At 56.6% G+C, this 21,180-nt stretch carries 23 protein-coding genes; 11 read left to right on the forward strand and 12 right to left on the reverse strand.

Annotated features, from left to right (window positions below):
* Positions 1-2: 2 nt before the first annotated feature.
* A complete protein-coding gene (locus tag HUF19_RS02605) occupies positions 3-4,022 on the forward strand; it encodes a YhdP family protein (RefSeq protein ID WP_260998360.1) in 4,020 nt (1,339 codons plus the stop codon).
* Positions 4,022-4,819, forward strand: coding sequence for a carbon-nitrogen hydrolase family protein (locus tag HUF19_RS02610; RefSeq protein WP_260998361.1), 798 nt, complete (start codon positions 4,022-4,024; stop codon positions 4,817-4,819). The genes HUF19_RS02605 and HUF19_RS02610 overlap by 1 nt, the downstream gene beginning before the upstream one ends.
* An 11-nt stretch (positions 4,820-4,830) precedes the next feature.
* On the opposite strand, the gene yjgA is transcribed toward HUF19_RS02610, so the two are convergent.
* The 12 genes from yjgA to HUF19_RS02670 all read right to left on the reverse strand — a co-directional run bounded on the left by yjgA (position 4,831) and on the right by HUF19_RS02670 (position 14,230).
* Positions 4,831-5,343 (reverse strand): ribosome biogenesis factor YjgA, encoded by a 513-nt coding sequence (gene yjgA, locus HUF19_RS02615; protein WP_260998362.1) that lies wholly within the window; start codon positions 5,341-5,343, stop codon positions 4,831-4,833.
* A 21-nt stretch (positions 5,344-5,364) separates the two neighbouring features.
* Entirely contained in the window at positions 5,365-6,720 is a 1,356-nt protein-coding gene (mgtE, locus tag HUF19_RS02620) for a magnesium transporter (protein WP_260998363.1), read from the reverse strand.
* Between the two features lie 110 nt (positions 6,721-6,830).
* Positions 6,831-7,100 (reverse strand): HPr family phosphocarrier protein, encoded by a 270-nt coding sequence (locus HUF19_RS02625; RefSeq protein WP_260998364.1) that lies wholly within the window; start codon positions 7,098-7,100, stop codon positions 6,831-6,833.
* Positions 7,097-7,978 (reverse strand): RNase adapter RapZ, encoded by an 882-nt coding sequence (rapZ, locus tag HUF19_RS02630; RefSeq protein WP_260998365.1) that lies wholly within the window; start codon positions 7,976-7,978, stop codon positions 7,097-7,099. Before rapZ ends, HUF19_RS02625 begins: the two co-directional genes overlap by 4 nt.
* 33 nt (positions 7,979-8,011) lie before the next feature.
* The gene (gene ptsN, locus HUF19_RS02635) at positions 8,012-8,476 is read right to left on the reverse strand and encodes a PTS IIA-like nitrogen regulatory protein PtsN (protein WP_260998366.1); all 465 of its coding nucleotides are present in this window, start codon (positions 8,474-8,476) and stop codon (positions 8,012-8,014) included.
* Positions 8,477-8,479: 3 nt separating this feature from the next.
* Entirely contained in the window at positions 8,480-8,782 is a 303-nt protein-coding gene (gene hpf, locus HUF19_RS02640; protein ID WP_260998367.1) for a ribosome hibernation-promoting factor, HPF/YfiA family, read from the reverse strand.
* A gap of 30 nt (positions 8,783-8,812) precedes the next feature.
* Positions 8,813-10,312: an RNA polymerase factor sigma-54 gene (locus HUF19_RS02645; protein ID WP_260998368.1), complete on the reverse strand. Its 1,500-nt coding sequence runs from the start codon at positions 10,310-10,312 to the stop codon at positions 8,813-8,815.
* A 128-nt stretch (positions 10,313-10,440) separates the two neighbouring features.
* A complete protein-coding gene (gene lptB / locus HUF19_RS02650) occupies positions 10,441-11,166 on the reverse strand; it encodes an LPS export ABC transporter ATP-binding protein (protein WP_260998369.1) in 726 nt (241 codons plus the stop codon).
* A 2-nt stretch (positions 11,167-11,168) separates the two neighbouring features.
* Positions 11,169-11,747, reverse strand: a complete 579-nt coding sequence (gene lptA / locus HUF19_RS02655; RefSeq protein WP_260998370.1) for a lipopolysaccharide transport periplasmic protein LptA — start codon at positions 11,745-11,747, stop codon at positions 11,169-11,171.
* Positions 11,734-12,297 carry an LPS export ABC transporter periplasmic protein LptC gene (lptC, locus tag HUF19_RS02660; protein WP_260998371.1) on the reverse strand — a complete coding sequence of 188 codons (564 nt, stop codon included), beginning with the start codon at positions 12,295-12,297 and terminating at the stop codon, positions 11,734-11,736. Before lptC ends, lptA begins: the two co-directional genes overlap by 14 nt.
* Entirely contained in the window at positions 12,297-13,271 is a 975-nt protein-coding gene (locus HUF19_RS02665; protein WP_260998372.1) for a KpsF/GutQ family sugar-phosphate isomerase, read from the reverse strand. Before HUF19_RS02665 ends, lptC begins: the two co-directional genes overlap by 1 nt.
* Positions 13,268-14,230, reverse strand: coding sequence for a calcium/sodium antiporter (locus HUF19_RS02670; RefSeq protein ID WP_260998373.1), 963 nt, complete (start codon positions 14,228-14,230; stop codon positions 13,268-13,270). Before HUF19_RS02670 ends, HUF19_RS02665 begins: the two co-directional genes overlap by 4 nt.
* Positions 14,231-14,414: 184 nt before the next feature.
* Here HUF19_RS02670 and HUF19_RS02675 point away from each other — a divergent pair, with 184 nt between their 5' ends.
* From HUF19_RS02675 to hisD, 9 genes are all read left to right on the forward strand, one after another.
* On the forward strand, positions 14,415-15,227 hold the full coding sequence (locus HUF19_RS02675) for an ABC transporter ATP-binding protein (RefSeq protein WP_260998374.1): 813 nt from the start codon (positions 14,415-14,417) through the stop codon (positions 15,225-15,227).
* Positions 15,227-16,021: a lipid asymmetry maintenance ABC transporter permease subunit MlaE gene (mlaE, locus tag HUF19_RS02680; protein ID WP_260998375.1), complete on the forward strand. Its 795-nt coding sequence runs from the start codon at positions 15,227-15,229 to the stop codon at positions 16,019-16,021. Before HUF19_RS02675 ends, mlaE begins: the two co-directional genes overlap by 1 nt.
* Positions 16,022-16,023: 2 nt before the next feature.
* On the forward strand, positions 16,024-16,485 hold the full coding sequence (gene mlaD, locus HUF19_RS02685; RefSeq protein WP_260998376.1) for an outer membrane lipid asymmetry maintenance protein MlaD: 462 nt from the start codon (positions 16,024-16,026) through the stop codon (positions 16,483-16,485).
* A 27-nt stretch (positions 16,486-16,512) separates the two neighbouring features.
* On the forward strand, positions 16,513-17,211 hold the full coding sequence (locus tag HUF19_RS02690) for an MlaC/ttg2D family ABC transporter substrate-binding protein (protein ID WP_260998377.1): 699 nt from the start codon (positions 16,513-16,515) through the stop codon (positions 17,209-17,211).
* The gene (locus tag HUF19_RS02695; RefSeq protein WP_260998378.1) at positions 17,208-17,513 is read left to right on the forward strand and encodes an STAS domain-containing protein; all 306 of its coding nucleotides are present in this window, start codon (positions 17,208-17,210) and stop codon (positions 17,511-17,513) included. Before HUF19_RS02690 ends, HUF19_RS02695 begins: the two co-directional genes overlap by 4 nt.
* 132 nt (positions 17,514-17,645) lie before the next feature.
* A complete protein-coding gene (locus HUF19_RS02700) occupies positions 17,646-17,879 on the forward strand; it encodes a BolA family protein (RefSeq protein ID WP_145471025.1) in 234 nt (77 codons plus the stop codon).
* A gap of 11 nt (positions 17,880-17,890) precedes the next feature.
* Complete coding sequence (gene murA / locus HUF19_RS02705; protein WP_260998379.1) at positions 17,891-19,156, forward strand: UDP-N-acetylglucosamine 1-carboxyvinyltransferase; 1,266 nt, start codon at positions 17,891-17,893, stop codon at positions 19,154-19,156.
* A 50-nt stretch (positions 19,157-19,206) separates the two neighbouring features.
* Positions 19,207-19,857: an ATP phosphoribosyltransferase gene (hisG, locus tag HUF19_RS02710; RefSeq protein ID WP_145471023.1), complete on the forward strand. Its 651-nt coding sequence runs from the start codon at positions 19,207-19,209 to the stop codon at positions 19,855-19,857.
* Positions 19,858-19,874: 17 nt separating this feature from the next.
* Positions 19,875-21,179, forward strand: a complete 1,305-nt coding sequence (gene hisD / locus HUF19_RS02715) for a histidinol dehydrogenase (protein ID WP_260998380.1) — start codon at positions 19,875-19,877, stop codon at positions 21,177-21,179.
* Position 21,180 lies beyond the last annotated feature (1 nt).

Genomic DNA, 21,180 nt, shown 5'->3' on the forward strand with positions numbered 1-21,180 from the left:
TTATGATTTGGTTGCGCGAGTTCTGGACACAAATCTGGATTACCCTGGTGGTCGCCGCGGTGACCCTGGCGCTGTATACCAGCCTGGGTCGCCAGCTGATTCCGCTGGTGGAAACCTACCGTGCCGATCTCGAACATGAACTGACCCTGCAACTGGGCCAGCCGGTATCCATCGGTCAGCTGCAGGGCGACTGGAATATGCTGTCGCCCGTGGTGCGTATGCGCGACGTACAGGTCGGGCTGCTGGCCGACGGTATCCATGTGGCGCGTATGGAAGCCGAGCTGGATGTCAGTGCCAGTGCTTTTTATCGTCTGCCGGTATTCAAACGTATCGAAATTCAGGGCGTACGCGCCGACCTGTATCAGCTGGGTAAGCAGCGCTGGTCGATAGGCCGCTCCTGGCCGCTGGATCTGAGTGGTATTGAACGTAAACCTGCCGCTGCCGATCAGGTGAAAGTCGCGGCCTCTTCCAACCCTTTGTGGCTGAACTGGCTGGAACTGCAGCAGGCCATTGTTCTGACCGACTGGAAAATAACCAGCTTCGACCCGCAAATGACCCGCGAAGACGTGGAGATCGACCGTCTGGTGTTGCGTAACCGCGGCGACAGTCACGAGCTGGACGGCAACCTGGCCTGGGGCCGCGAACAGCTGGCCAATATCAAACTGATGGCGTCCCTCGATGGCGATCTCTGGCCCTGGTACCGGCAGAATGGCGAAGTTTTTCTGCGTATCGACAATCAGGAGTGGACGCGCTGGATTCCCGATCAGCTGCCCGGCGGGCTGGGCATAGAGCAGTTTACCGCCGGAGCAGAAGCCTGGCTCAGTATCCGCGATGGCGATCTGAACGCTGTCTATGTCGATGCCGATATTCCGGCCTTTACCCTCAATACCAGTGGCCAGACGCTGGCGCTGACCGGCGGCAGCCTGAAAATTGGTGGCGAGCACAATGGCGATGACTGGCACCTGCGTGTATTACCGCAGTTTGATCAGCAACTGCCCCTCGACAGTCTGAGTCTCAGTGCCATCACATTGCCGCAGCAGAAAGGCTGGCAGATTGGTGTGCCGTTGCTGGATATCGCTGCCGCACGGCGTTTTATCCTTGATCACCAGCTGCTGCCTGAACCCTTTGACCGCTATGTCGATGCCACCGGTGGTCGTGGTGAAGCGCACAATCTGCGTATATCGCTGTTGCCCGGCGAGCACTGGCAGGTTGATGTACGCAGCGACATCGTGAATGCCAGCAGCAATGCCTATCAGGGGATTCCGGCGTTCAGTGATGTCAGCGGCAAGCTGCATCTGCAGCCGCAGGGCGGTCTGGTGCAGGTGGACGGTGATGACCTTAGTGTCCACCTTGCCGATATTTACAGCCAGCCCTGGACGCTGCAGCACCTGTCAGCGCGCTTCTACTGGGCGATCAAACCCGATTTTTATCAGCTGCAGCTGCGTGGTCTGAAAGCCGCTCTGCAGGACAATGACTCGGCGGCGGCATGGCCTGTCAGTGGAGAACTGGCGGTGAATCTGCCGCGCAGTCACAGCGCCACCGAATCTACCCTGAGCCTGCTGTTTGGTTTGCCGCAGGCGCCGGCCAGTCTGCGCGCGCAACTGGTGCCTGACGTTCTTGATGAAGCCGTCCGCGACTGGCTCGATCAGTCGATTGTGGCCGGAGATTTCCGCGATGCCGCTTTCCTGCTGCACGGTAACCCTGAGCACGAACATCCGCACAACAGCCTGACCACTCAGCTGTATCTGGAAGTGGAAGATGCCGAACTGAAATACATGCCGGACTGGCCGGCGATGACGGCCATGAAAGGGCGACTGATGATGGATGCCCCGGCGCTGGATGTCTGGCTGGAGCAGGGCAAGACACTGGGGGGCGAGCTGGTACCGCATTCCGGTCGTATACGCCTGCGTCCGGGACGTGATGGCCACACCGGATTGTCGGTGGCCGGTCGTCTGCGCGGGGACAGCAGTGAAGCACTGCGTTACTTCACCGAAACGCCATTACAGGGCGTGGTGAACAATGCCTTTGACCACTGGCAGGCCAGTGGTCCGATGACGGCCAATATGCTGCTGGAAATGCCGCTGGGCGCTGAGCACACCGAACCTGAAATCAAACTGGAAGTGGAACTGAGCGACAACCAGCTGCGTCTGGACGACCTCAATATCGATCTGGCTAACCTTAAAGGCCGGCTGCGCTATAACAGTCAGGTTGGTCTGCTGTCCGACTGGCTCGAAGGCGATGTCTTCGGCGGTCACTTTAATGCCGGCATCGAATCGGTCGGCCGCCCCGGCGGCTTCGATATGGTGCTGAGTGCCAATGGTGATGCCCACTGGGATCGTTTTAAGCAGTGGATGCCACTGTTTTTGCTGGACCCGGTCAGTGGTGCCCTCGACTACAACGCCCGTCTGACCGTTGGCGCTCAGGGGGTGGTATTCAATCTGGATTCTAACCTGCAGGGCACGGCCATTGATCTGCCTTATCCGCTCGGCAAAAGCGCCGATGAGGCGGCACGGCCGGTGCAGATGCGGGTCGAGCCGGGTACAGAAACGCGGATTAACCTGAACTACGACAACCTGCTGCGTGCTGCACTGGCACTGGATGCCGATGGCCTGAACCGGGGTCAGGTATATCTCGGTGGCTCGGAGCCTTTCCTGCCGAGTGACAAAGGTGTGGTGGTGCGTGGCCATCTGAGTGAATCCATTGTTGCCGCTGACTGGTGGGACAGCTGGCAGCATCTGTCAGGCCTGCTGGCGGCAGAAAGCAAGGCGCAGAAAAGCGCTGCGGCGGCCAAAGATGAGGTGAGTGCGCACAGTAACAACCCACTGCGCAGCATTAATCTGACGCTGGGCGGCGTGGATGCCTGGGGAACGGCGATGGGGCCAACCCATATTATTGCTGCCCAGCAGTGGGACGAATGGGACTTTGATGTCGACAGCACGCTGGTCAAAGGCAAGATCCGTATGTTGCCGGGCAATGAGCCGATTCAGATGACGCTCGATTATATTCACCTGCCGGCGGACGAAGAGGAACCGGGCAATCTGGCGACGCTGGATGGCAGTCAGGATGAGGTGACCGTGGTTGCTGATAAACCAGATCCGCTGGCCGAACTCGATCCGGCGGTTTTTCCGCCAATGGATATGGAGTTGGCGGAGCTGTATGTCGGCAGCCGCAACTTTGGCCGCTGGAAGGTCAGCAGCCGGCCACAGGCTGATGGTATGCAGATCATCCTGCACGACAGCGATATGAAAGGCATGACCTTTAGCGGGGATGTCTACTGGCTGAAACAGAACGGCCAGCATCAGACCCGCCTCGATACATTGCAGATCAGCAGCAATGACCTTGGCCGGGTGCAGCGCGCCTTCCGTCAGGAAGCCGCGATTGAAGGTAAGGATATGCGCTCGACCCTGCAGCTGAGCTGGCAGGGCTCGCCACTGGCCTACAACAACAAAACCCTCAATGGTCTGGCCAGCTTCCGTGTGAAAGACGGCAATATGGCTGCCGAAGGTGCCGGAGCGTTAAAAGCCTTTGGTGCGCTGAACTTTAATTCGGTCGCCCGCCGCCTGAAGCTCGACTTCTCCGATCTGTATCAGTCCGGGGTGGCCTTCGACACACTGAAAGGCAAGGCGCGGATTGAGAATGGCCTGCTGACCCTGACCGAGCCGCTGAGCATGGATGGTCCGGGGGGGAAATTCCTGACCTCAGGCAGCACCGATCTGAATACCCAGACGCTGGATATGAAGCTGGCGGTGACCTTCCCGGTATCCAGTACGCTGCCGATGGTGGCACTGCTGGCCGGTCTGGCGCCACCGGTTGCGGCCTCGATCTACGTTACCGAGAAACTGATCGGCGATGAGCTGGCGCGCTTCACCAGTGCCAGTTACGACCTGAAAGGCACCTGGGAAAAACCGGATCTTAAGATCAATCAGGCCTTTGACGATAAAGTCGACGGTAAGAAAAGCCGCAGCCTGCTGGAACGCTTCAAGAGTATTTTCTATATCTTCGGCGGAGGCGACGACGACTGATGGCTAGCGTCGCGGTGATTCAGTTCAGCAGCCAGACACAGATTGAGCACAATCTGGCACAGGCCTATGACCTGCTGCAGCAGGCAGCGGCACAGGGGGCGGTGCTGGCGCTGCTACCGGAAATGTTCCTCACGCTGGATGGTAAGCAGTACAACGCCATTGCTGCAGATCCGCAGTATGTACAGCGTCTGGCCGGCTGGGCGCAGGAGCTGAAACTCTGGCTGGTGGCCGGTGCGGTGCCGATGCCATGTCCGGACGGCGATCCGCGGGTGCGTTCGGCCTGTCTGGTGTTTAACAGCGAAGGCGAACAGGTTGCCCGCTACGACAAGATTCATCTGTTTGATGTCGATGTTGGCGATGCCCACGGCAGTTACCGTGAATCAGAACGCTTTGCACCCGGGGATGAGGTGGTGCTGGTGGATACACCGGCCGGCCGACTGGGGCTGGTGATCTGTTACGACCTGCGCTTTCCGGGGTTGTTTCAGCGTCTGCGCGAGCAGGGCGCGGAGCTGATTTCTGTGCCCGCGGCCTTTACCTACACCACCGGTACCGCGCACTGGCAAACACTGCTGCGTGCCCGCGCGATTGAAACCCAGTGCTATGTGCTGGCCGCGAACCAGTGTGGCTGGCATGACGATAAACGCCGTACCTATGGTCATTCGCAGATTATTGATGCCTGGGGAACGGTAATGACCGAGCTGGAAGAAGAGGCCGGTGTGGCGCTGGCGGAGATTGATCTGCCGCAGCTGGCGGAGGTACGCAAAAAAATGCCGGTGACTCAGCACCGGCGTTTCTGAACGGATGGCCGTTAGTCGGCCATCTGCTCCTTGATAAACTGAAACAGCTTTTTATATGAAGTGCCGGGCTTCGGTGGTTCGCTGCTCATTTCTTTCTGGGCGTTACGCACCAGATTACGCAGCTGCTGGCGGTCCACCGCCGGAAACTCTTCGATAAAAGCATTCAGTCCGTTACTGTCGCTGACCAGACGGGTACGCCACAATTCCTGCTGACGGATGCGGCGGCCATAGGCTTCGCTGGATGGATCAAACAGGTCGAGCTTGGCCTGAATCGCATCCCGGTCTTCATCACCAACCAGACGGCCAATGTACTGCATATGACGGCGCTTGGCTTCGTGCTGCTTCAGCCTGGCGTTTTCCACCAGAGCGTTATACAGGGTTTCGCTGATCGGTAATTCTTTCAGCTTGGCAGTGCTCAGCTCGGTCAGACGTTTGCCCAGTTCTTGCCAGCGCTCTGCTTCGCGCTTCATTTCGGACTTACTGACGTATTCGATCTCGTCGTCCGGGTAATCAGATTCGTTCATCAGGGGTACTTTAAATGCAGGTTACAGATAGAACAGGGTAGCTAACCCCAGGAAAGATAGAAAGCCGATCACGTCGGTGACGGTGGTCAGCACCACGCTGCCAGCCAGGGCGGGATCGATGCCACGGGCTTTGAGCAGCAGTGGCAGACTGGCGCCGGCCATCGCCGCCACCATCAGATTGATGATAATGGCCGCGCCGATAATCAGGGCGATAGCCGGGTCACGGAACCAGGCGTATGTAATTAAGGCGATAACCACAGCCCAGAGTACGCCGTTAATGGCGGCAACCATAATTTCGCGGTTAAACAGCCAGCGGAAGTTACTGCCGCTGAGATGGCCAAGCGCCTGACCGCGGATAACCAGAGTCAGCACCTGACTGCCGGCAATGCCGCCCATGCTAGCGACAATCGGCATTAAAACCGCAAGGGCCACAACCTGCTCGATGGTTTTATCAAACAGGCCGATAACGGCAGAGGCGGCCAGCGCGGTGAGCAGATTAATACCCAGCCAGACGGCGCGGCGACGGCTGGTTTTCAGCGTCGGGGCGAAGGTATCTTCCTCGTCATCCAGACCGGCCATACTCATCAGCGAGTGGTCCGCGGTTTCGCGGATAACGTCAACCACGTCATCGATGGTGATACGGCCGAGCAGCATACCGGCGGCATCAACCACCGGCGCCGATACCAGATCGTGGCGTTCGAACAGTTTGGCAACTTCACTTTCGTGCTGGGTTGCCTGAATAACCCGCGCGTCGGTGCTCATCACTTCACGCACAGTCTGTTGCGGGTCGCTGACCAGCAGTTTGCTGATCGCCAGCGTACCGATAAATTCGTTCTGGCGGTTAACCACCAACAGGTTATCGGTCATGGCGGGCAGGGATTTGTGGCGGCGCAGGTAGCGCAGGACAACCTCAAGGGTGATATCCGGACGGATGGTCACGGTATCGGTGTTCATCAGACCACCGGCACTGTCTTCCGGATAGCCCAGTACGGCTTCGAGACGGGCGCGGTCCTGATGGTCCATCGACTCCAGAACTTCCTGAGTCACACGCTCAGGCAGCTGCTGCAGCATGTCGGCCACGTCATCGGTGTCGAGGTCGGCGGTCAGATCGACAACTTCTTCCGCACTCATGTCGCTCAGGAAGTGGCTTTGCAGCTCTTCGCTGAGGTTCTGCATGACCTCGCCTTCGAGTTCCTTATCGACCAGTTCCCACAGCAGTTTACGGGCTTTAGGCGGAGAGGATTCGATCAGGTGGGCGATATCAACCGGAGCCAGACCCGAATTCAGGATGCGCTTGACCTGCGCCAGCGCACCACTTTCCAGCGCGGCGGTCAGGCTGTGTAACTTGGCTTTAGCCTTTTCGGTTTGCTGTGCCATGAGTCAAGCTCGGTTCGGGGGATGGTTGAATGCTCAGATTCTAGCCTGATTAGGCCTCTGATACCACGAAACTACTCGCAGAATTCCGTCTAGAAGATTGTTTTACCGGGCTATTCTTCTTCGTCAAAACGGCGGTTGATCAGATCCACCAGAGCTGCCAGTGCGTGTTCGGCATCCTGGCCTTCGGCATGAATATGAATATTGGTGCCTTTGCTGGCGGCCAGCATCATCACCGCCATAATGCTTTTGCCGTCGACCATGCGGTCGGGGTAACCGACTTTGATCTGGCAGGAATAAGCAGCGGCTGTGGAAACCAGCTTGGCAGCCGCTCGCGCATGCAGACCGAGCTTATTGATGATGGTGATTTCGGTGCTGGTCATCCGTTCTGATCCTGATGAATATCGGCGCTGCCCAGCTCGCGGTGGCGAACCTGAACATTGCTGTAATGATGGCAGAATTCTGCCTTAAGTTGTTCTGCCAGGTAAACGGAGCGATGCTGCCCGCCGGTGCAGCCGATGGCAATGGTCATATAGCTGCGGTTGGCATCGACAAAGGCCGGCAGCCAGCGCTGAATAAAGCCACTGATGTCCTGTTGCATCTGGCTGACCTGCGGTTCCTGAGCGAGGAAATTCCTGATTTCCGGGTCGCGTCCGGTAAAAGCGCGCAGTGCCGGGTCCCAGTATGGATTCGGCAGGTTGCGCACGTCGAATACATAATCGGCATCAATCGGGATGCCGTGCTTGAAGCCGAATGACTCGAACAGGATGGCTATGTCGTTGCTGGTTTTATCCGCCACCCGCAGTTTGATCAGGCTGCGCAGCTCATGCACGGACATGTTGGTGGTATCCAGTGTCAGATCGGCAAGGTTGGCGATGGGTTCCAGCAGCAGGCGCTCTTTATCGATGGCTTCGGCCAGAGATGTGCTTTTGCTGGTCAGTGGGTGCTTACGCCGGGTAGAGCTGAAGCGCTGCAACAGCACTTCTTCGCTGGCGTCGAGATAGACCACATCCAATTGGTATTCTGCACTGGGTAACTGATGCAGAACTTCGTGAATATTATCGAAGGCATGGGGCAGATTGCGGGCATCGACGCTGACCGCGACTTTGGCCAGCTTTTCTTCAATTTCAGTCTGTCTGGCCAGAGCCGGTAACAGGGCGACCGGCAGATTGTCGATGCAGTAGAAACCAAGGTCTTCCAGAACGTGGAGAGCACTGGACTTGCCCGAGCCGGACCGGCCACTGATCACTACTAAACGCATTGCTGTGCTCCTCCATTGGCCGTTGGGCTGATGTCAGCCCGGTTGTCCGCTCAGTGCCCGCTGATAAAACCGTTGCGCATCCGGCGCTTTGCGCAGTGCCTCGCGGTAGGCCGGCTCGCTGAAGTTGCGTGCCAGCATGGCCAGCACCTGCAGGTGCTGTTCAGTGGCTTCTTCGGGAACCAGCAGAGCAAACACCAGATCGACCGGCTTACGGTCAATGGCGTCGTAATCCACCGGTTCCACCAGACGCAGCAGTACGCCCATGGCCTGGTCGCACTGCTTCAGGCGGCAGTGGGGAATGGCGATACCCTCGCCAATCCCGGTGCTGCCAAGGCGTTCCCGGCCGAGTAATCGCTCGTAAATATCGTCGGCGGAGCTGTCGCTGAGTTGCTCAGCGATAAAACCTGCCAGGTACTCCAGTAATTTCTTCTTACTGGACACCGGTGCGTCAATCAGGGTGCGTTCCGGTGTGAGGATATCCTCGATGCGAATGTCCATTAATCAGCCTTGTCCGTGTTGCCGCGCCACCAGTTTTTCTTTGTGCTTCAGAACCTGACGGTCGAGCTTGTCTGTCATCTGGTCGATGGCCGCATACATATCATCGTGCTCGGCGCTGGCGTGCAAGTCAGCACCACTGACGTGAATGGTGGCTTCAGCAATCATGCGCTCTTTAATAACGGTCAGGGTTACCTGGCCGTTGGTGATGTTGTCAAAGTGGCGTCCCAGCTTGGACATTTTTTCGTCTACGTACACTTGCAGAGATTCGGTAACGTCAACGTGGTGACCGCTGATATTGATCTTCATGTCCAGACTCCTTGTTGCTGGCTGTTGTTTTTAAATCAATTGTTTACGTTCATTTGAAGGCGGAATCATCATGGCTTCACGGTATTTGGCCACCGTGCGCCGTGCGACCTGAATGCCTTTTTCGCCCAGCACTGCGGCGATTTTGTTGTCGCTCAGCGGCTTGCGCGCATTTTCTTCGGCAATCAGTTTTTTAATCATGGCACGGATTGCGGTAGAGGAACATTCGCCACCGCCATCGGTGCTGACATGGCTGGAGAAAAAGTACTTCAGCTCGAAGATACCGCGCGGGGTGTGCATGTATTTCTGGGTGGTTACCCGGGAAATGGTGGATTCATGCATACCAACGGCTTCGGCGATATCGTGCAGAACCAGCGGCTTCATCGCTTCCTCGCCCTGTTCGAAGAATTCGATCTGATATTCGACGATTTTGGTGGCCACTTTCAGCAGGGTTTCATTGCGGCTTTGCAGGCTTTTGATAAACCAGCGCGCTTCCTGCAGGTGATCGCGCAGGAAAGCGTTATCGGTGCTGTTATCGGAGCGGCGGACCAGTGAGGCGTAGTCAGCATTCACTCGCAGCTTGGGGGCGATTTCCGGATTCAGTTCAACCCGCCATTCGTCACGGATGTTGCGTACCAGTACGTCGGGCACTACGTACTCGGCCTGCTCGGCACTGATACCGGCACCCGGCTTGGGATTGAGTTCTTTGATCAGGCGCAGTACTGCTTTGAGGTCATCTTCGCGCAGCTTGGTTTTGCGCATCAGCGTTGGGTAATCTTTGCTGCCCAGCAACTCGATATAGTCGCGGATAACCATTTTGGCTTCGTTCAGCCATGGGGTCTCTGCCGGCAGTTGCTGCAGTTGCAGCAGCAGGCATTCACGTAGGTCGCGGGCGAACGCGCCTGCGGGATCAAACTGTTGCAGGCGGTGCAGCACGGCCATCACTTCGTCTTCTTCGACGTCCAGTGCGGGGTCCATGCTTTCCAGAATATCTTCAACGGTGGTATGCAGGTAGCCGTCGTCATCCACGCCATCAATCAGCATCAGGGCAATTTCGCGGTCGGTGTCCGACATCGGAGTCAGGTTAAGCTGCCACAGCAGATGGTCCTGCAGATCTTCGGTGCTGGCATGACGTGAGTCGTAGTCGAAATCGTCGTCGATGGCATTACTGCTGCTGCCGGAGGCAACGCTGGCGGTGGTCTGGTAGGTGTCTTCCCACTGACTGTCGACCGGCAGGTCGTCGGGTAGCTGTTCCTGTGACCACTGTTCGTCCAGCTCTGGGGTGTCGTTATGGCTGTCGTCCTGACTGCTGACTTCGTGGCTGGTGCTGGTGTCGTGATCGCTGTTGCGGGACAGGTCGGGCAGGTCATCGTGCTCGTGTTCTTCGACTTCGAGCATCGGATTGGAATCGAGGGCTTCCTGAATCTCCTGCTGCAGGTCGAGGGTAGACAGCTGAAGCAGGCGGATGGCTTGTTGCAACTGAGGGGTCATGGTCAGGTGCTGACCCATCTTTAACTGAAGAGACGCTTTCATAAAAGTTCAGTAATCACTCAGTATCGGCATAGTCTGTGCATTATACGCCAAGCGGTAAACCTTGGAATCTTTTGTGCATCTTCCTTTGCGCTGAATCATCAGGCGCTTCTCTGCTGCCTGAGAGGCCATCACAGGCGGAAGTCCTCGCCCAGATATACCTTGCGCACCTGCTCGCTGGCCAATACCTGTTCAGCGGTGCCTTCGGCGATGATGTGGCCCCCTCCGACAATATAGGCTTTCTCACAGATAGCCAGAGTTTCCCGTACGTTGTGGTCGGTAATCAGTACGCCGATGCCACGCGCCTTGAGTTGTCGGATGATGTCCATGATGTCAGCTACAGAAATCGGGTCAACCCCGGCGAAGGGTTCATCGAGCAGAATAAAGGACGGTTCAGCCGCCAGCGCGCGGGCAATCTCGACCCGGCGTCTTTCACCACCGGACAGCGCCATGCCAAGGCTGTTGCGGATATGCTGAATATGGAACTCATTCAGCAGCTCTTCCAGCTTTTCCAGGCGCTGTGCGCGGTTGAGGTCTTTGCGGGTTTCGAGAATGGCGAGGATGTTATCGGCTACGCTCAGCTTGCGGAAAATGGAGGCTTCCTGTGGCAGATAGCCGATGCCTTTCTGCGCCCGGCCGTGCATCGGCAGATGGCTGATGTCTTCGTCGTCAATTCTGATGCGGCCCTTGTCGGCCTGTACCAGGTTCACAATCATGTAGAAACAGGTGGTTTTGCCGGCGCCGTTGGGCCCCAGCAGGCCGACGATTTGCCCGCTTTGCACTGACATGGATACGTCTTTCACCACCTCCCGGCCGTTATAACTTTTGGCCAGATTTTCGGCTTTCAGGGTTTTCATGGTTATTCCTGTGCTGGCTTGCTGTCAGTGCCGGTTGCCGGTTCGGCCGGAGCCTGTGGCTGAATCACAACTTTAATCCGTTGTTTGTCGTTTTCGTTGCCGCCCTGGGCAGAGGTGCTGGTGCCGCCACTGGCGCTGACGGTTTCTTTGGTCATGTCATAGAGAATGCGCTCACCACTGAACAGGTTGCCGTCCTGTTCCAGCCGGGCATTGCCCTGAATGGTGATTTCCCGCAGCTGGGCAAAGTAATCAATGCGCTGACCGTGGGCTTTGGTCAGTGGTTTACCGGGATTGATCTGTTGCTGATAGCGTGCGGGTTGCTTCGCTGTTCCTTCGGCAATGGCTTTTTCCAGCGCATTGCCGGAGCGGATAATCAGCAGGCGCTCCGATTCAATACGCATCGTTCCCTGAGTAAGCACGACGTTGCCCTGATAAATGACCACTCCGGCTTTACGGTCCAGCTCGGCGTGGTCAGAAAGAATGGTCATTTCCTGCTGCCAGTCATCGGGTAACGCGCTCGTAACCGACGTGCAGCACAGTAACAGCAGGCCGGCCAGAAAGTGGTAATTATTGCGGAACATAGCGGGTATCCACCTGTGATTTGAATTCCATGCGCTGGCGCGCGATATCCAGTGTCATACCGGTTGCATTGATGCGTGCCTGTGCGCTGGTAATGGTTACCGGCTGATCGGTTTCGGCCAGTTGCTGGCGGCTGTGATAGGTGAGCGTGCTGGTTTCGATCAGCAGGTCGTCAGCAGCATCAGCAGGATTGAGCGGCCGGATTTTTACATCGCCAATCAGGCGCAGCGAATGTTCGTTATCGAGCAGCGTACCTTCGTTGGCGTTGACCTGCCAGGTCTGGCCATCGTCGTCTTCTGACATCAGCAGCGGCTCGCTGAGCAGTGTGCTGCCGGTTTGCGGATAATGGGTGGAGCGGGCGGCGACAAAGGTTTGCTGCAACTCACCGTCACTGTTGTACTGGCGGTTATGCAGCCCTTCTCCGTAGTAATCCGGCTCGTGATTCTGCAGTTCACTCAGGGCCGGAGCCTGCTCCAGTGTGTAGCGATCCACTGCCAGCAGGGCCAGACCAAAAAACAGGGTCAGCAGCAGCAGCAGATAGCGCTTGCGCATCAGATCACGCCCGCGCGTAACATGTCGTGCATATTGATGACGCCGACGGTTGCGTCACCGTCTTTTACGACCAGAGCGTTGATCTTGTTGTCTTCCATCAGCTTCAGTGCTTCCGCCGCCAGAGTGCCGGGTGTGGTGGTTTTGCCACCCGGAGTCATCACATCGGCCATGGTGGCGGTGTGAATATCAACGCCGTGATCGATTGCGCGGCGCAGGTCGCCATCGGTGAAAATACCGGCCAGCTTGCCGTTGTCCTGTACGGTGGTCATGCCCAGACCTTTGGAGGTCACAACCAGCAGGGCTTCAGACAGCGTGGCAGAAGGGGATACCACCGGAATCTGCTCGCCACCGTGCATGATGTCTTCCACTTTCAGCAGCAGGCGGCGGCCAAGGGAGCCACCCGGATGAGAGAAGGCAAAGTCTTCGGCGGTGAAACCGCGGGCTTCCAGCAGGGCAACCGCCAGTGCATCGCCCATGACTAAAGCGCAGGTAGTGGAGGAGGTTGGTGCCAGATTGAGCGGGCAGGCTTCCTGATTCACGCCGGTATTCAAATGAGCGTTGGCAGCACGGCCGAGCGTCGACTGCGGATTGCCGGTCATGCTGATCAGAGCGGTGCCCAGACGCTTGAGCAGTGGCAGCAGGCTGGTGACTTCGCCGGTTTCGCCGGAGTTGGATAAAGCGATAACCACATCGGACGGCTGAATCATGCCCATGTCGCCATGACTGGCTTCACCCGGATGCACAAAAAACGCCGGCGTGCCGGTACTGGCCAGGGTTGCCGCCATCTTGTTGCCAATATGGCCGGACTTACCCATGCCGGTGACCACGATGCGGCCTTCACAGTTCAGGATCAGCTGACAGGCGGTGGCAAAATCATCGGTCAGGCGACCTTCCAGCTGTGCAATGGCCTCCTGTTCCAGTTTGATGGTGCGGCGGGCAGATTGCAGAAAATCGAAATTCATATCAGTGGTCATGAGTTAGCCATATAAAACAGGGATGCCAGATAGCCAGCGTAGCTGGTGGTGAGGAACAGACCGGCGAAACGTCCGAGAGTGCCCTTACGATAACTGATTAAAAACAGAACCAACAGAGCAAGAGTCAGTGCCATCATCACGGCATAGTCGCGGTACAGCGCCAGTGGATCAACCACGGTTACGGCCAGCAGGCCCGGGATCGGCATGACGGTCAGCAGGTTAAAAATGTTGGAGCCGATCACGTTACCGATGGCGATATCGTGGTGGCCTTTCAGGGCGCTGGCAACAGAGGCTGCCAGTTCCGGCAGGCTGGTGCCGATGGCAACAATGGTCAGGCCGATCACCAGATCACTGACACCATAGGCGCGGGCAATTTCGGTGGCGCCCCAGACCAGCAGCTTGGAACTTAACATCAGCGCGATCAGACCGGTTACCAGCCAGAACACGGCGGTACGCATTGGGGTATTTTCAATCTCGGCGGCTTCGTCTTCATCGACAATGGCTTCACCGGATTCGCTGGTATCAAGAAACATCAGGTACAGGGCTACAGCCATGGCGCTGAATAAAATGATGGCGTCGGTCAGGTTCAGTTCGAGGTCGGCCAGTGTCAGACCACCGATGATGCTGATCAGAATCAGCAATGGCAGCTCTTTCTTCAGCAGTTTTTTCTGCAGTGGAATCGGGCTGATCAGTGCAGTGATGCCCAGCACCAGAGCGATGTTGGTGATGTTTGAACCGAGGGCATTACCAATAGCGAGGTTGCCTGCACCGTCGAGGGAAGCCACCGCGGAAACGAACATCTCCGGCGCGGAGGTGCCCATGGCAACGATGGTCAGGCCAACTAACAGAGGCGACATGCCCAGGCGGCGGGCGGAAGCTGCAGCGCCAATAACAAACTTGTCAGCACTCCAAACCAGAATAATAAGACCAGCAATAACGGCAGCATAGGCTGTGAGCATGGGGCACCAGAGTTAATTATCAGCAGAAAATTCAGCGCGACATTGTACCCAAGGTAATTCTGCACGCAATTGCAACTCAGCGTTTTATGTTGATGCTGTTACACAGCGTTACGGGCGTTGGTTCCGTCAGGACATTCCGCTATGCTAGCCCGACTATCCGTACCGAGTTAAAAGGACGACATTCATGTCCGTCAGTCAGCCCTACGTCTCTGTTCGTGGAATGAGTTTCAGCCGTGGTGACCGGCTGATTTACAACAATATGGATGTGGATTTTCCGCGTGGCAAAGTGACGGCCATTATGGGACCGAGTGGCACGGGTAAAACCACGTTGCTGCGTCTGATTGGCGGTCAGCTGTTACCGGACAGCGGTACCATCATGGTGGACGGACACAATGTGCCGACGCTGCCACGCAAAGAACTGTTTGATCTGCGCCGCAAAAAAATGGGCATGCTGTTTCAGACCGGCGCCCTGTTCACCGACCTTAATGTTTTCGATAACGTCGCTTTTCCGCTGCGTGTTCACACCGACTTACCGGAATCCATGATCCGTGATCTGGTGTTGATGAAACTCGAGGCGGTTGGTCTGCGCGGTGCGCGACATCTTTCTCCGGCCGAGTTATCCGGCGGCATGGCGCGTCGGGTCGCGCTGGCGCGTTCCATTGCCATGGACCCGGAAATCATTATGTACGACGAGCCTTTTACCGGCCTCGATCCTATTTCTATGGGCATGATCGTTAAGCTGATCCGTGGTCTTAATGAAGCGCTGGGACTGACCAGCCTGCTGGTGTCCCACGATGTCGAAGAGTCCTGTGCTATCGCGGACTACCTGTGCCTGCTGTCCGATGGCCGCGTGATTGGCTTCGGCACTCCGGAAGAATTAATCAATGAAGGTAACGATGAGGTACGCCAGTTTCTGCGTGGCGAACCGGATGGTCCTGTGCCTTTCCATTATCCGGCGGATGATTACCGCAGCGATATTCTGGCGGGAGTGAATTAATGCTGGGCAAATTACTGGAGCAACTACAGGCCGTTGGCCGCAGTGGTACCGCCGCCATCGAAGCCATTGGCCGTGGCACCTTATTGCTGAAAAATTCGCTGTTTTGGGGCGGGCCGGGCAGTGCCGGATTTTATGATCTGCTGAAGCAGATTTATTCGGTTGGCGTGCGCTCCCTCATTATTATTGTCGTCGCCGGTTTTTTCGTCGGCATGGTGCTGGGCCTGCAGGGCTACAACATTCTGATCGACTTCGGCTCGGAAGCGGCGCTCGGCACCATGGTGTCGCTGACGCTGCTGCGTGAACTGGGGCCGGTGGTAACCGCCTTGTTATTTGCCGGTCGCGCCGGTTCGGCATTAACCGCCGAAATCGGTCTGATGAAAGCCACCGAGCAGTTATCCTCCATGGAAATGATGGGTGTCGATCCGTTCAAGCGGGTAATAACACCGCGTCTGTGGGCCGGCATTATTTCCATGCCGATACTGGCGCTGTTGTTTTCTACGGTTGGTATCTGGGGCGGCGCCTTTGTGGCGGTGGATATGCTGGGCATCGACGATGGCGCCTACTGGGGCAACATGCAGGCGTCGGTCGAGTTTTATGAAGACGTGGTAAAGGGCATCATCAAGTCGGTGGCATTTGGTGTGGTGGTGACCTGGATCGCGGTGTATCAGGGTTATGATTCGGTGCCGACTTCGGAAGGTATCGGTAAAGCAACGACTCAGACGGTGGTGATTTCCTCACTGGCGGTGCTGGGACTGGATTTTGTACTGACAGCCGTCATGCTGGGAGGCGTTTAATCATGCGCATGCGTTATATCGAAATTACCGTCGGAGCCTTTATGGTGATGGGGATTGTGGCTCTGGTGCTGATGGCGTTCCGCGTCAGTGGCCTGTCACTGCAGGATGCCGGTGATACTTACACCATCAAGGCACGCTTTGAGAATCTGGGTGGTCTGACTGAGCGCGCTAAAGTGTCGATGTCCGGTGTCACCATTGGCCGGGTGACCAAGGTGTATCTCGACCCTGAGTGGTACTCTGCCGTGGTGGAAATGGAAATCAGCAAAACCATGAGCACGCTCACCAAAGATACTTCGGCGGCTATTTTGACCGCAGGTCTGCTGGGAGAGAAGTACATCGGCCTGACGGTTGGTGCTGAAGAGGAATACCTGCAGAGTGGTGACTGGATTGAAGACACTCAGTCAGCTTTGGTATTGGAAGAGCTGATCGGCCGCTTCCTGTTTAATAAGGCCGAAGAGGGCTGAATTTCCGGTGGTTAAAGGGAGTTAGCCATGCGTAGTTTGTTGTTGGTATTGCTGCTGTGTTTGATGCCGTGGGCTGTGAGCCATGCCACCGGCTCCGGAGAGCTGGCAGAGCAGGCTCATGATGTGGTGCGGGCCGCTACCGAGAAAGTGGTCGTGTCGATCAGCAAAAACCGCGATATCTACGAGACGGATAAAGCGCGTTTTTTCTGGGAGCTGGAAGATGTGCTTGGCCCGATGGTCGACTTTCAGCGCCTGACCCGGCGCATTATGGGAAGCCATTACCGTGACGCTACACCGGAGCAGCGCAAACGCTTTGCCATGGTATTTAAACGCAGCCTGCTGGACTCCTACGCGCTGGCGCTGCTTGAATTTGATGATTATCAGGTGCGGGTGCTGCCGCCAAAAACGGACGTGGAAAATACCCTGCGCAACACCCTGGTCGATCTGGAAGTTGTGACTTCCGCAGGTCAGGTATTTCCTATTACCCAGAGCATGTATTTTCACCATCATGCCCAGCGCTGGATGGCGCAGAACGTAATTGTTAACGGCATTAATGTTGGCAAGCTGTTCGCCGAGCAATTTGAGCAGATGGTACAGGAGCGTGATGGCGATATTGGTGCCGCGATAGAAAGCTGGAGCGCCAGCCTGCAGGAGCAGGGCCGCCAATTACGCAAACAAGCCCGGGCTTCTGATGCCCGCGATAAGCAGACTGAGGACAGACCATGAACGTAGCGCTGACCCGTATTGATGATAACCGTGCCGAGCTGGCTGGCAGCCTGCTGGCAACCACTGTGGTCAGTGTTCTGCCCGCCGGGGAAAAGCTGATCCGTGCCGCAAAGGGGCAATGGACGCTGAACATGGCCGCAGTGAGTGAAGTATCCAGTGCCGGTGTTGCTTTATTGCTGGAGTGGCTGCGCTGCGCGACAGCGGCCGGTGTTGATCTGCATATTGAGAATCTGCCTGAACATATGAAGCCTATTATCAGCATCAGCGATCTGGACTCACTGTTTGAGCCCCTGCTGGCCTGAGTCCCGACGCATGCCTGTGATCTGTTACCCGCTTTCATCCTTTCATTACACATTGCCGCCGCCATTTACTTCGCCCTGACACATAAATCCGCTATGATTGGGCGTTTTCCCCAAGCTGAGTGGTGAAGCGGTATGTCCCCGGCGGAAATTCTGCAAATTCTGCAAACAGAATCCCCTGAAGTGAGCTGGCACGTTGATGGTGACGGCTATAAATACGAAGTAGAAGCCGTTGGCGATGTGTTTGATGGCCTCAATGCCGTTAAACGCCAACAGTTCGTTTATCGTGTGCTTAATCCTTACATTGCGGATGGTCGTATTCATGCGGTCACCATCCGTACCTATACGCCTGCTGAAAAAGCCGAATAATAAGACCCCTTATGGATAAATTACGAATTGTGGGTGGAAAGCGTCTGGACGGTGATGTCCGTATCTCCGGCGCTAAAAACTCAGCGTTACCTATTCTTGCGGCCACTTTATTGGCCGAAGGTGTGATGCGGGTGGGTAACCTGCCGCACCTGCACGACATCACCACCATGCTGGAGCTGTTAGGCTGCATGGGCGTGGGAGTCGCTATTAATGAAGACATGTCGGTGGAAACCGACTGCGCCGGCGTGAAGAGCTGTGTTGCTCCATACGACCTGGTGCGCACCATGCGTGCCTCCATTCTGGTGCTGGGCCCGCTGCTGGCACGTTACGGCGAAGCGGAAGTGTCGCTGCCTGGCGGTTGTGCCATCGGCTCACGTCCGGTGGATCTGCACCTGCGTGGTATGGAAGCCATGGGCGCAGAAGTGGAAGTGCTGGACGGTTACATCAAAGCCCACGTTCCGGGCGGCCGTCTGCATGGCGCCAATATCTTCCTCGATACCGTGACCGTAACCGGAACGGAAAACATTATGATGGCGGCGGTTCTGGCTGACGGCACCGTTACCATCGAAAACGCTGCGCGTGAACCCGAGGTGGTTGACCTGGCGAACTGTCTGAACGCCATGGGCGCGAAAATCAGTGGTGCCGGTTCCGACACTCTGGTGATTGAAGGCGTTGAGAAACTCTACGGCTGCTCATTCGATGTGCTGCCGGACCGTATCGAAACCGGTACCTATCTGGTCGCTGCCGCCGTAACCGGTGGCCGGGTACGCACCAAAGACACCGACCCGTTAATTATGGAAGCGGTACTGCATAAGCTTGAAGAAGCCGGAGCAGAAATCACCACCGGCCCGGACTGGATTGAGCTGAACATGCATGGCAAACGGCCGAAAGCGGTAAATATCCGCACCGCGCCGCACCCGGCATTCCCAACCGATATGCAGGCCCAGTTTATGGTGCTGAATGCGGTTGCCGAAGGTACAGGTACCGTGATTGAAACCGTCTTTGAAAACCGCTTTATGCACGCTCAGGAACTGGTGCGTATGGGCGCGGATATTCATGTTGAAGGTAACACCGCCATTGTCACCGGCCGTGCAACCCTACAGGGTGCACCGGTGATGGCAACCGACCTGCGCGCATCCGCCTCGCTGGTGATTGCCGCACTGGTGGCCAGTGGTACGACCGATGTAAACCGCATCTATCACATTGACCGCGGTTACGAATGTATTGAAGAAAAATTCCAGCAACTGGGCGCTAATATCCGTCGCGTATCAGCCTGATACGCACGCCCTGCCGGATCGCTGACAGACAAGAGAGGATCAGCAACACGATGACTCAGCCGTTAACCATTGCCCTGTCGAAAGGGCGCATTCTGGATGACACTTTGCCCCTGCTGGCGGAAGCCGGTATCCATCCGGCAGAAGACATTCATAAGAGTCGCAAGCTGATTTTTGATACCAACCATGACCATATCAAGCTGGTGGTGATCCGTGCCACCGACGTACCCACTTACGTGGAATACGGCGCCGCCGATCTGGGTGTGGCCGGTAAAGATGTGCTGATGGAATACGACAGCAACAACCTGTGCGAGCCGCTGGATCTGAACATTGCCACCTGCCGTCTGATGACGGCGGCAATTAAAGATGCCGTGATGCCACAGGGCCGTCTGAAAGTGGCCACCAAGTTTGTGAATACCGCCAAGCGTTACTTTGCCGAGCAGGGTCGTCAGGTAGACATCATCAAACTGTACGGTGGTATGGAGCTGGCGCCGATCATGGGCCTGGCCGATATGATTGTGGATATCGTCGATACCGGAAATACCCTGAAGGCCAATGGTCTGGAAGCGCGCGACTTAATTGCCCCGATCAGCTCACGTTTAGTGGCCGGACGCGCGGCCATGAAAGTAAAGCATGCGCAGATTCAGCCCATCATTGATCAGATGGCGGCGGCAGTAGAACGCCAGCGCCAGGCCAAGGCTTAATTTTCCGGAGTAATACCATGACGATCGAAATCCGCCGTTTCAGTTCTGCTCAGCCGGACTATGCGCAGCAGATGGATACTCTGCTGGCATGGGAAGCTGTGTCTGATGCTCAGGTGCAGAAAACCGTATCTGACATCGTGTTCGATATCCGTACCCGCGGCGATGCGGCACTGATTGAATACACCAATAAATTCGACCGTATGAATGTGTCCTCGATGGCGCAGCTGGAACTGAATCAGGAGCAGCTGCAGAAAGCCCTCGACGAATTACCGGCCGAACGCCGCACCGCATTATTGCTGGCTGCTGAGCGTGTGCGTGCTTATCACGAAAAGCAAAAACAGGATTCCTGGGACTATACCGAAGCTGACGGTACTCTTTTAGGCCAGAAAGTAACGCCGATGGATCGCGTCGGTATTTACGTTCCCGGTGGTAAAGCGGCGTATCCGTCGTCTGTGCTGATGAATGCGATTCCGGCTCACGTTGCCGGTGTGCAGGAAATCATCATGGTGGTGCCAACCCCCGATGGCGAACTGAACCAGCTGGTACTGGCTGCTGCAGCCGCTGCCGGCGTCAGCCGCGTATTTACCGTGGGTGGTGCGCAGGCGGTTGCCGCGCTGGCGTACGGTACCGAAACCGTTCCGGGTGTGGATAAAATCGTTGGCCCGGGCAACATCTATGTGGCGACTGCCAAGCGTATGGTGTTTGGCCAGGTTGGTATCGATATGATCGCCGGTCCGTCCGAAATTCTGGTGGTCTGCGATGGTAAGACCGATCCGGACTGGATTGCGATGGATCTGTTTTCTCAGGCGGAACACGATGAAGATGCGCAATCGATTCTGGTGTCGACCGATGCTGATTTCCTTGATGCCGTTAAAGCCTCCATCGACAAGCTGTTGCCAACCATGGAGCGCGCCGAAATTATCCGTACCTCGCTGACCGAACGTGGCGCCCTGATTCACGCGCAAAGCGATGCCGATGCGATTGCCATCATCAACCGCATTGCACCGGAGCACCTGGAATTATCGGTAGAAGATCCGCAAGCCTGGCTGCCAGCCATCCGCCATGCCGGCGCCATCTTTATGGGCCGTTACACCGCAGAAGCGCTGGGCGATTACTGTGCCGGGCCGAACCACGTATTGCCGACCTCCGGCACTGCGCGTTTCTCATCACCTCTGGGTGTGTACGACTTCCAGAAGCGTTCGTCGCTGATTATGTGCTCGGCCGATGGCGCCTCTGAACTGGGTAAAACCGCTTCTGTGCTGGCCCGTGGTGAATTCCTCACCGCCCACGCCCGCAGCGCCGAATACCGTATTAAGGACTGAT

The sequence above is a fragment of the Thalassolituus hydrocarboniclasticus genome (assembly GCF_025345565.1).
Lineage (GTDB): Bacteria > Pseudomonadota > Gammaproteobacteria > Pseudomonadales > Oceanobacteraceae > Venatoribacter > Venatoribacter hydrocarboniclasticus.

Coding starts and splice junctions, on each gene's coding strand:
- lptB (WP_260998369.1), bottom strand. CDS start 11,166: ATGAAAACCCTGAAAGCCGAAAATCTGGCCAAAAGTTATAACGGCCGG.
- HUF19_RS02625 (WP_260998364.1), bottom strand. CDS start 7,100: ATGACCAGCACCGAAATCACCATCATCAATAAGCTCGGTCTGCATGCG.
- lptA (WP_260998370.1), bottom strand. CDS start 11,747: ATGTTCCGCAATAATTACCACTTTCTGGCCGGCCTGCTGTTACTGTGC.
- HUF19_RS02610 (WP_260998361.1), top strand. CDS start 4,022: ATGGCTAGCGTCGCGGTGATTCAGTTCAGCAGCCAGACACAGATTGAG.
- rapZ (WP_260998365.1), bottom strand. CDS start 7,978: ATGCGTTTAGTAGTGATCAGTGGCCGGTCCGGCTCGGGCAAGTCCAGT.
- HUF19_RS02665 (WP_260998372.1), bottom strand. CDS start 13,271: ATGACCACTGATATGAATTTCGATTTTCTGCAATCTGCCCGCCGCACC.
- HUF19_RS02690 (WP_260998377.1), top strand. CDS start 16,513: ATGCGTAGTTTGTTGTTGGTATTGCTGCTGTGTTTGATGCCGTGGGCT.
- HUF19_RS02670 (WP_260998373.1), bottom strand. CDS start 14,230: ATGCTCACAGCCTATGCTGCCGTTATTGCTGGTCTTATTATTCTGGTT.
- HUF19_RS02700 (WP_145471025.1), top strand. CDS start 17,646: ATGTCCCCGGCGGAAATTCTGCAAATTCTGCAAACAGAATCCCCTGAA.
- murA (WP_260998379.1), top strand. CDS start 17,891: ATGGATAAATTACGAATTGTGGGTGGAAAGCGTCTGGACGGTGATGTC.
- hpf (WP_260998367.1), bottom strand. CDS start 8,782: ATGAAGATCAATATCAGCGGTCACCACGTTGACGTTACCGAATCTCTG.
- HUF19_RS02605 (WP_260998360.1), top strand. CDS start 3: ATGATTTGGTTGCGCGAGTTCTGGACACAAATCTGGATTACCCTGGTG.
- HUF19_RS02695 (WP_260998378.1), top strand. CDS start 17,208: ATGAACGTAGCGCTGACCCGTATTGATGATAACCGTGCCGAGCTGGCT.
- mlaE (WP_260998375.1), top strand. CDS start 15,227: ATGCTGGGCAAATTACTGGAGCAACTACAGGCCGTTGGCCGCAGTGGT.
- mgtE (WP_260998363.1), bottom strand. CDS start 6,720: ATGGCACAGCAAACCGAAAAGGCTAAAGCCAAGTTACACAGCCTGACC.
- HUF19_RS02645 (WP_260998368.1), bottom strand. CDS start 10,312: ATGAAAGCGTCTCTTCAGTTAAAGATGGGTCAGCACCTGACCATGACC.
- yjgA (WP_260998362.1), bottom strand. CDS start 5,343: ATGAACGAATCTGATTACCCGGACGACGAGATCGAATACGTCAGTAAG.
- hisG (WP_145471023.1), top strand. CDS start 19,207: ATGACTCAGCCGTTAACCATTGCCCTGTCGAAAGGGCGCATTCTGGAT.
- HUF19_RS02675 (WP_260998374.1), top strand. CDS start 14,415: ATGTCCGTCAGTCAGCCCTACGTCTCTGTTCGTGGAATGAGTTTCAGC.
- ptsN (WP_260998366.1), bottom strand. CDS start 8,476: ATGGACATTCGCATCGAGGATATCCTCACACCGGAACGCACCCTGATT.
- hisD (WP_260998380.1), top strand. CDS start 19,875: ATGACGATCGAAATCCGCCGTTTCAGTTCTGCTCAGCCGGACTATGCG.
- mlaD (WP_260998376.1), top strand. CDS start 16,024: ATGCGCATGCGTTATATCGAAATTACCGTCGGAGCCTTTATGGTGATG.
- lptC (WP_260998371.1), bottom strand. CDS start 12,297: ATGCGCAAGCGCTATCTGCTGCTGCTGCTGACCCTGTTTTTTGGTCTG.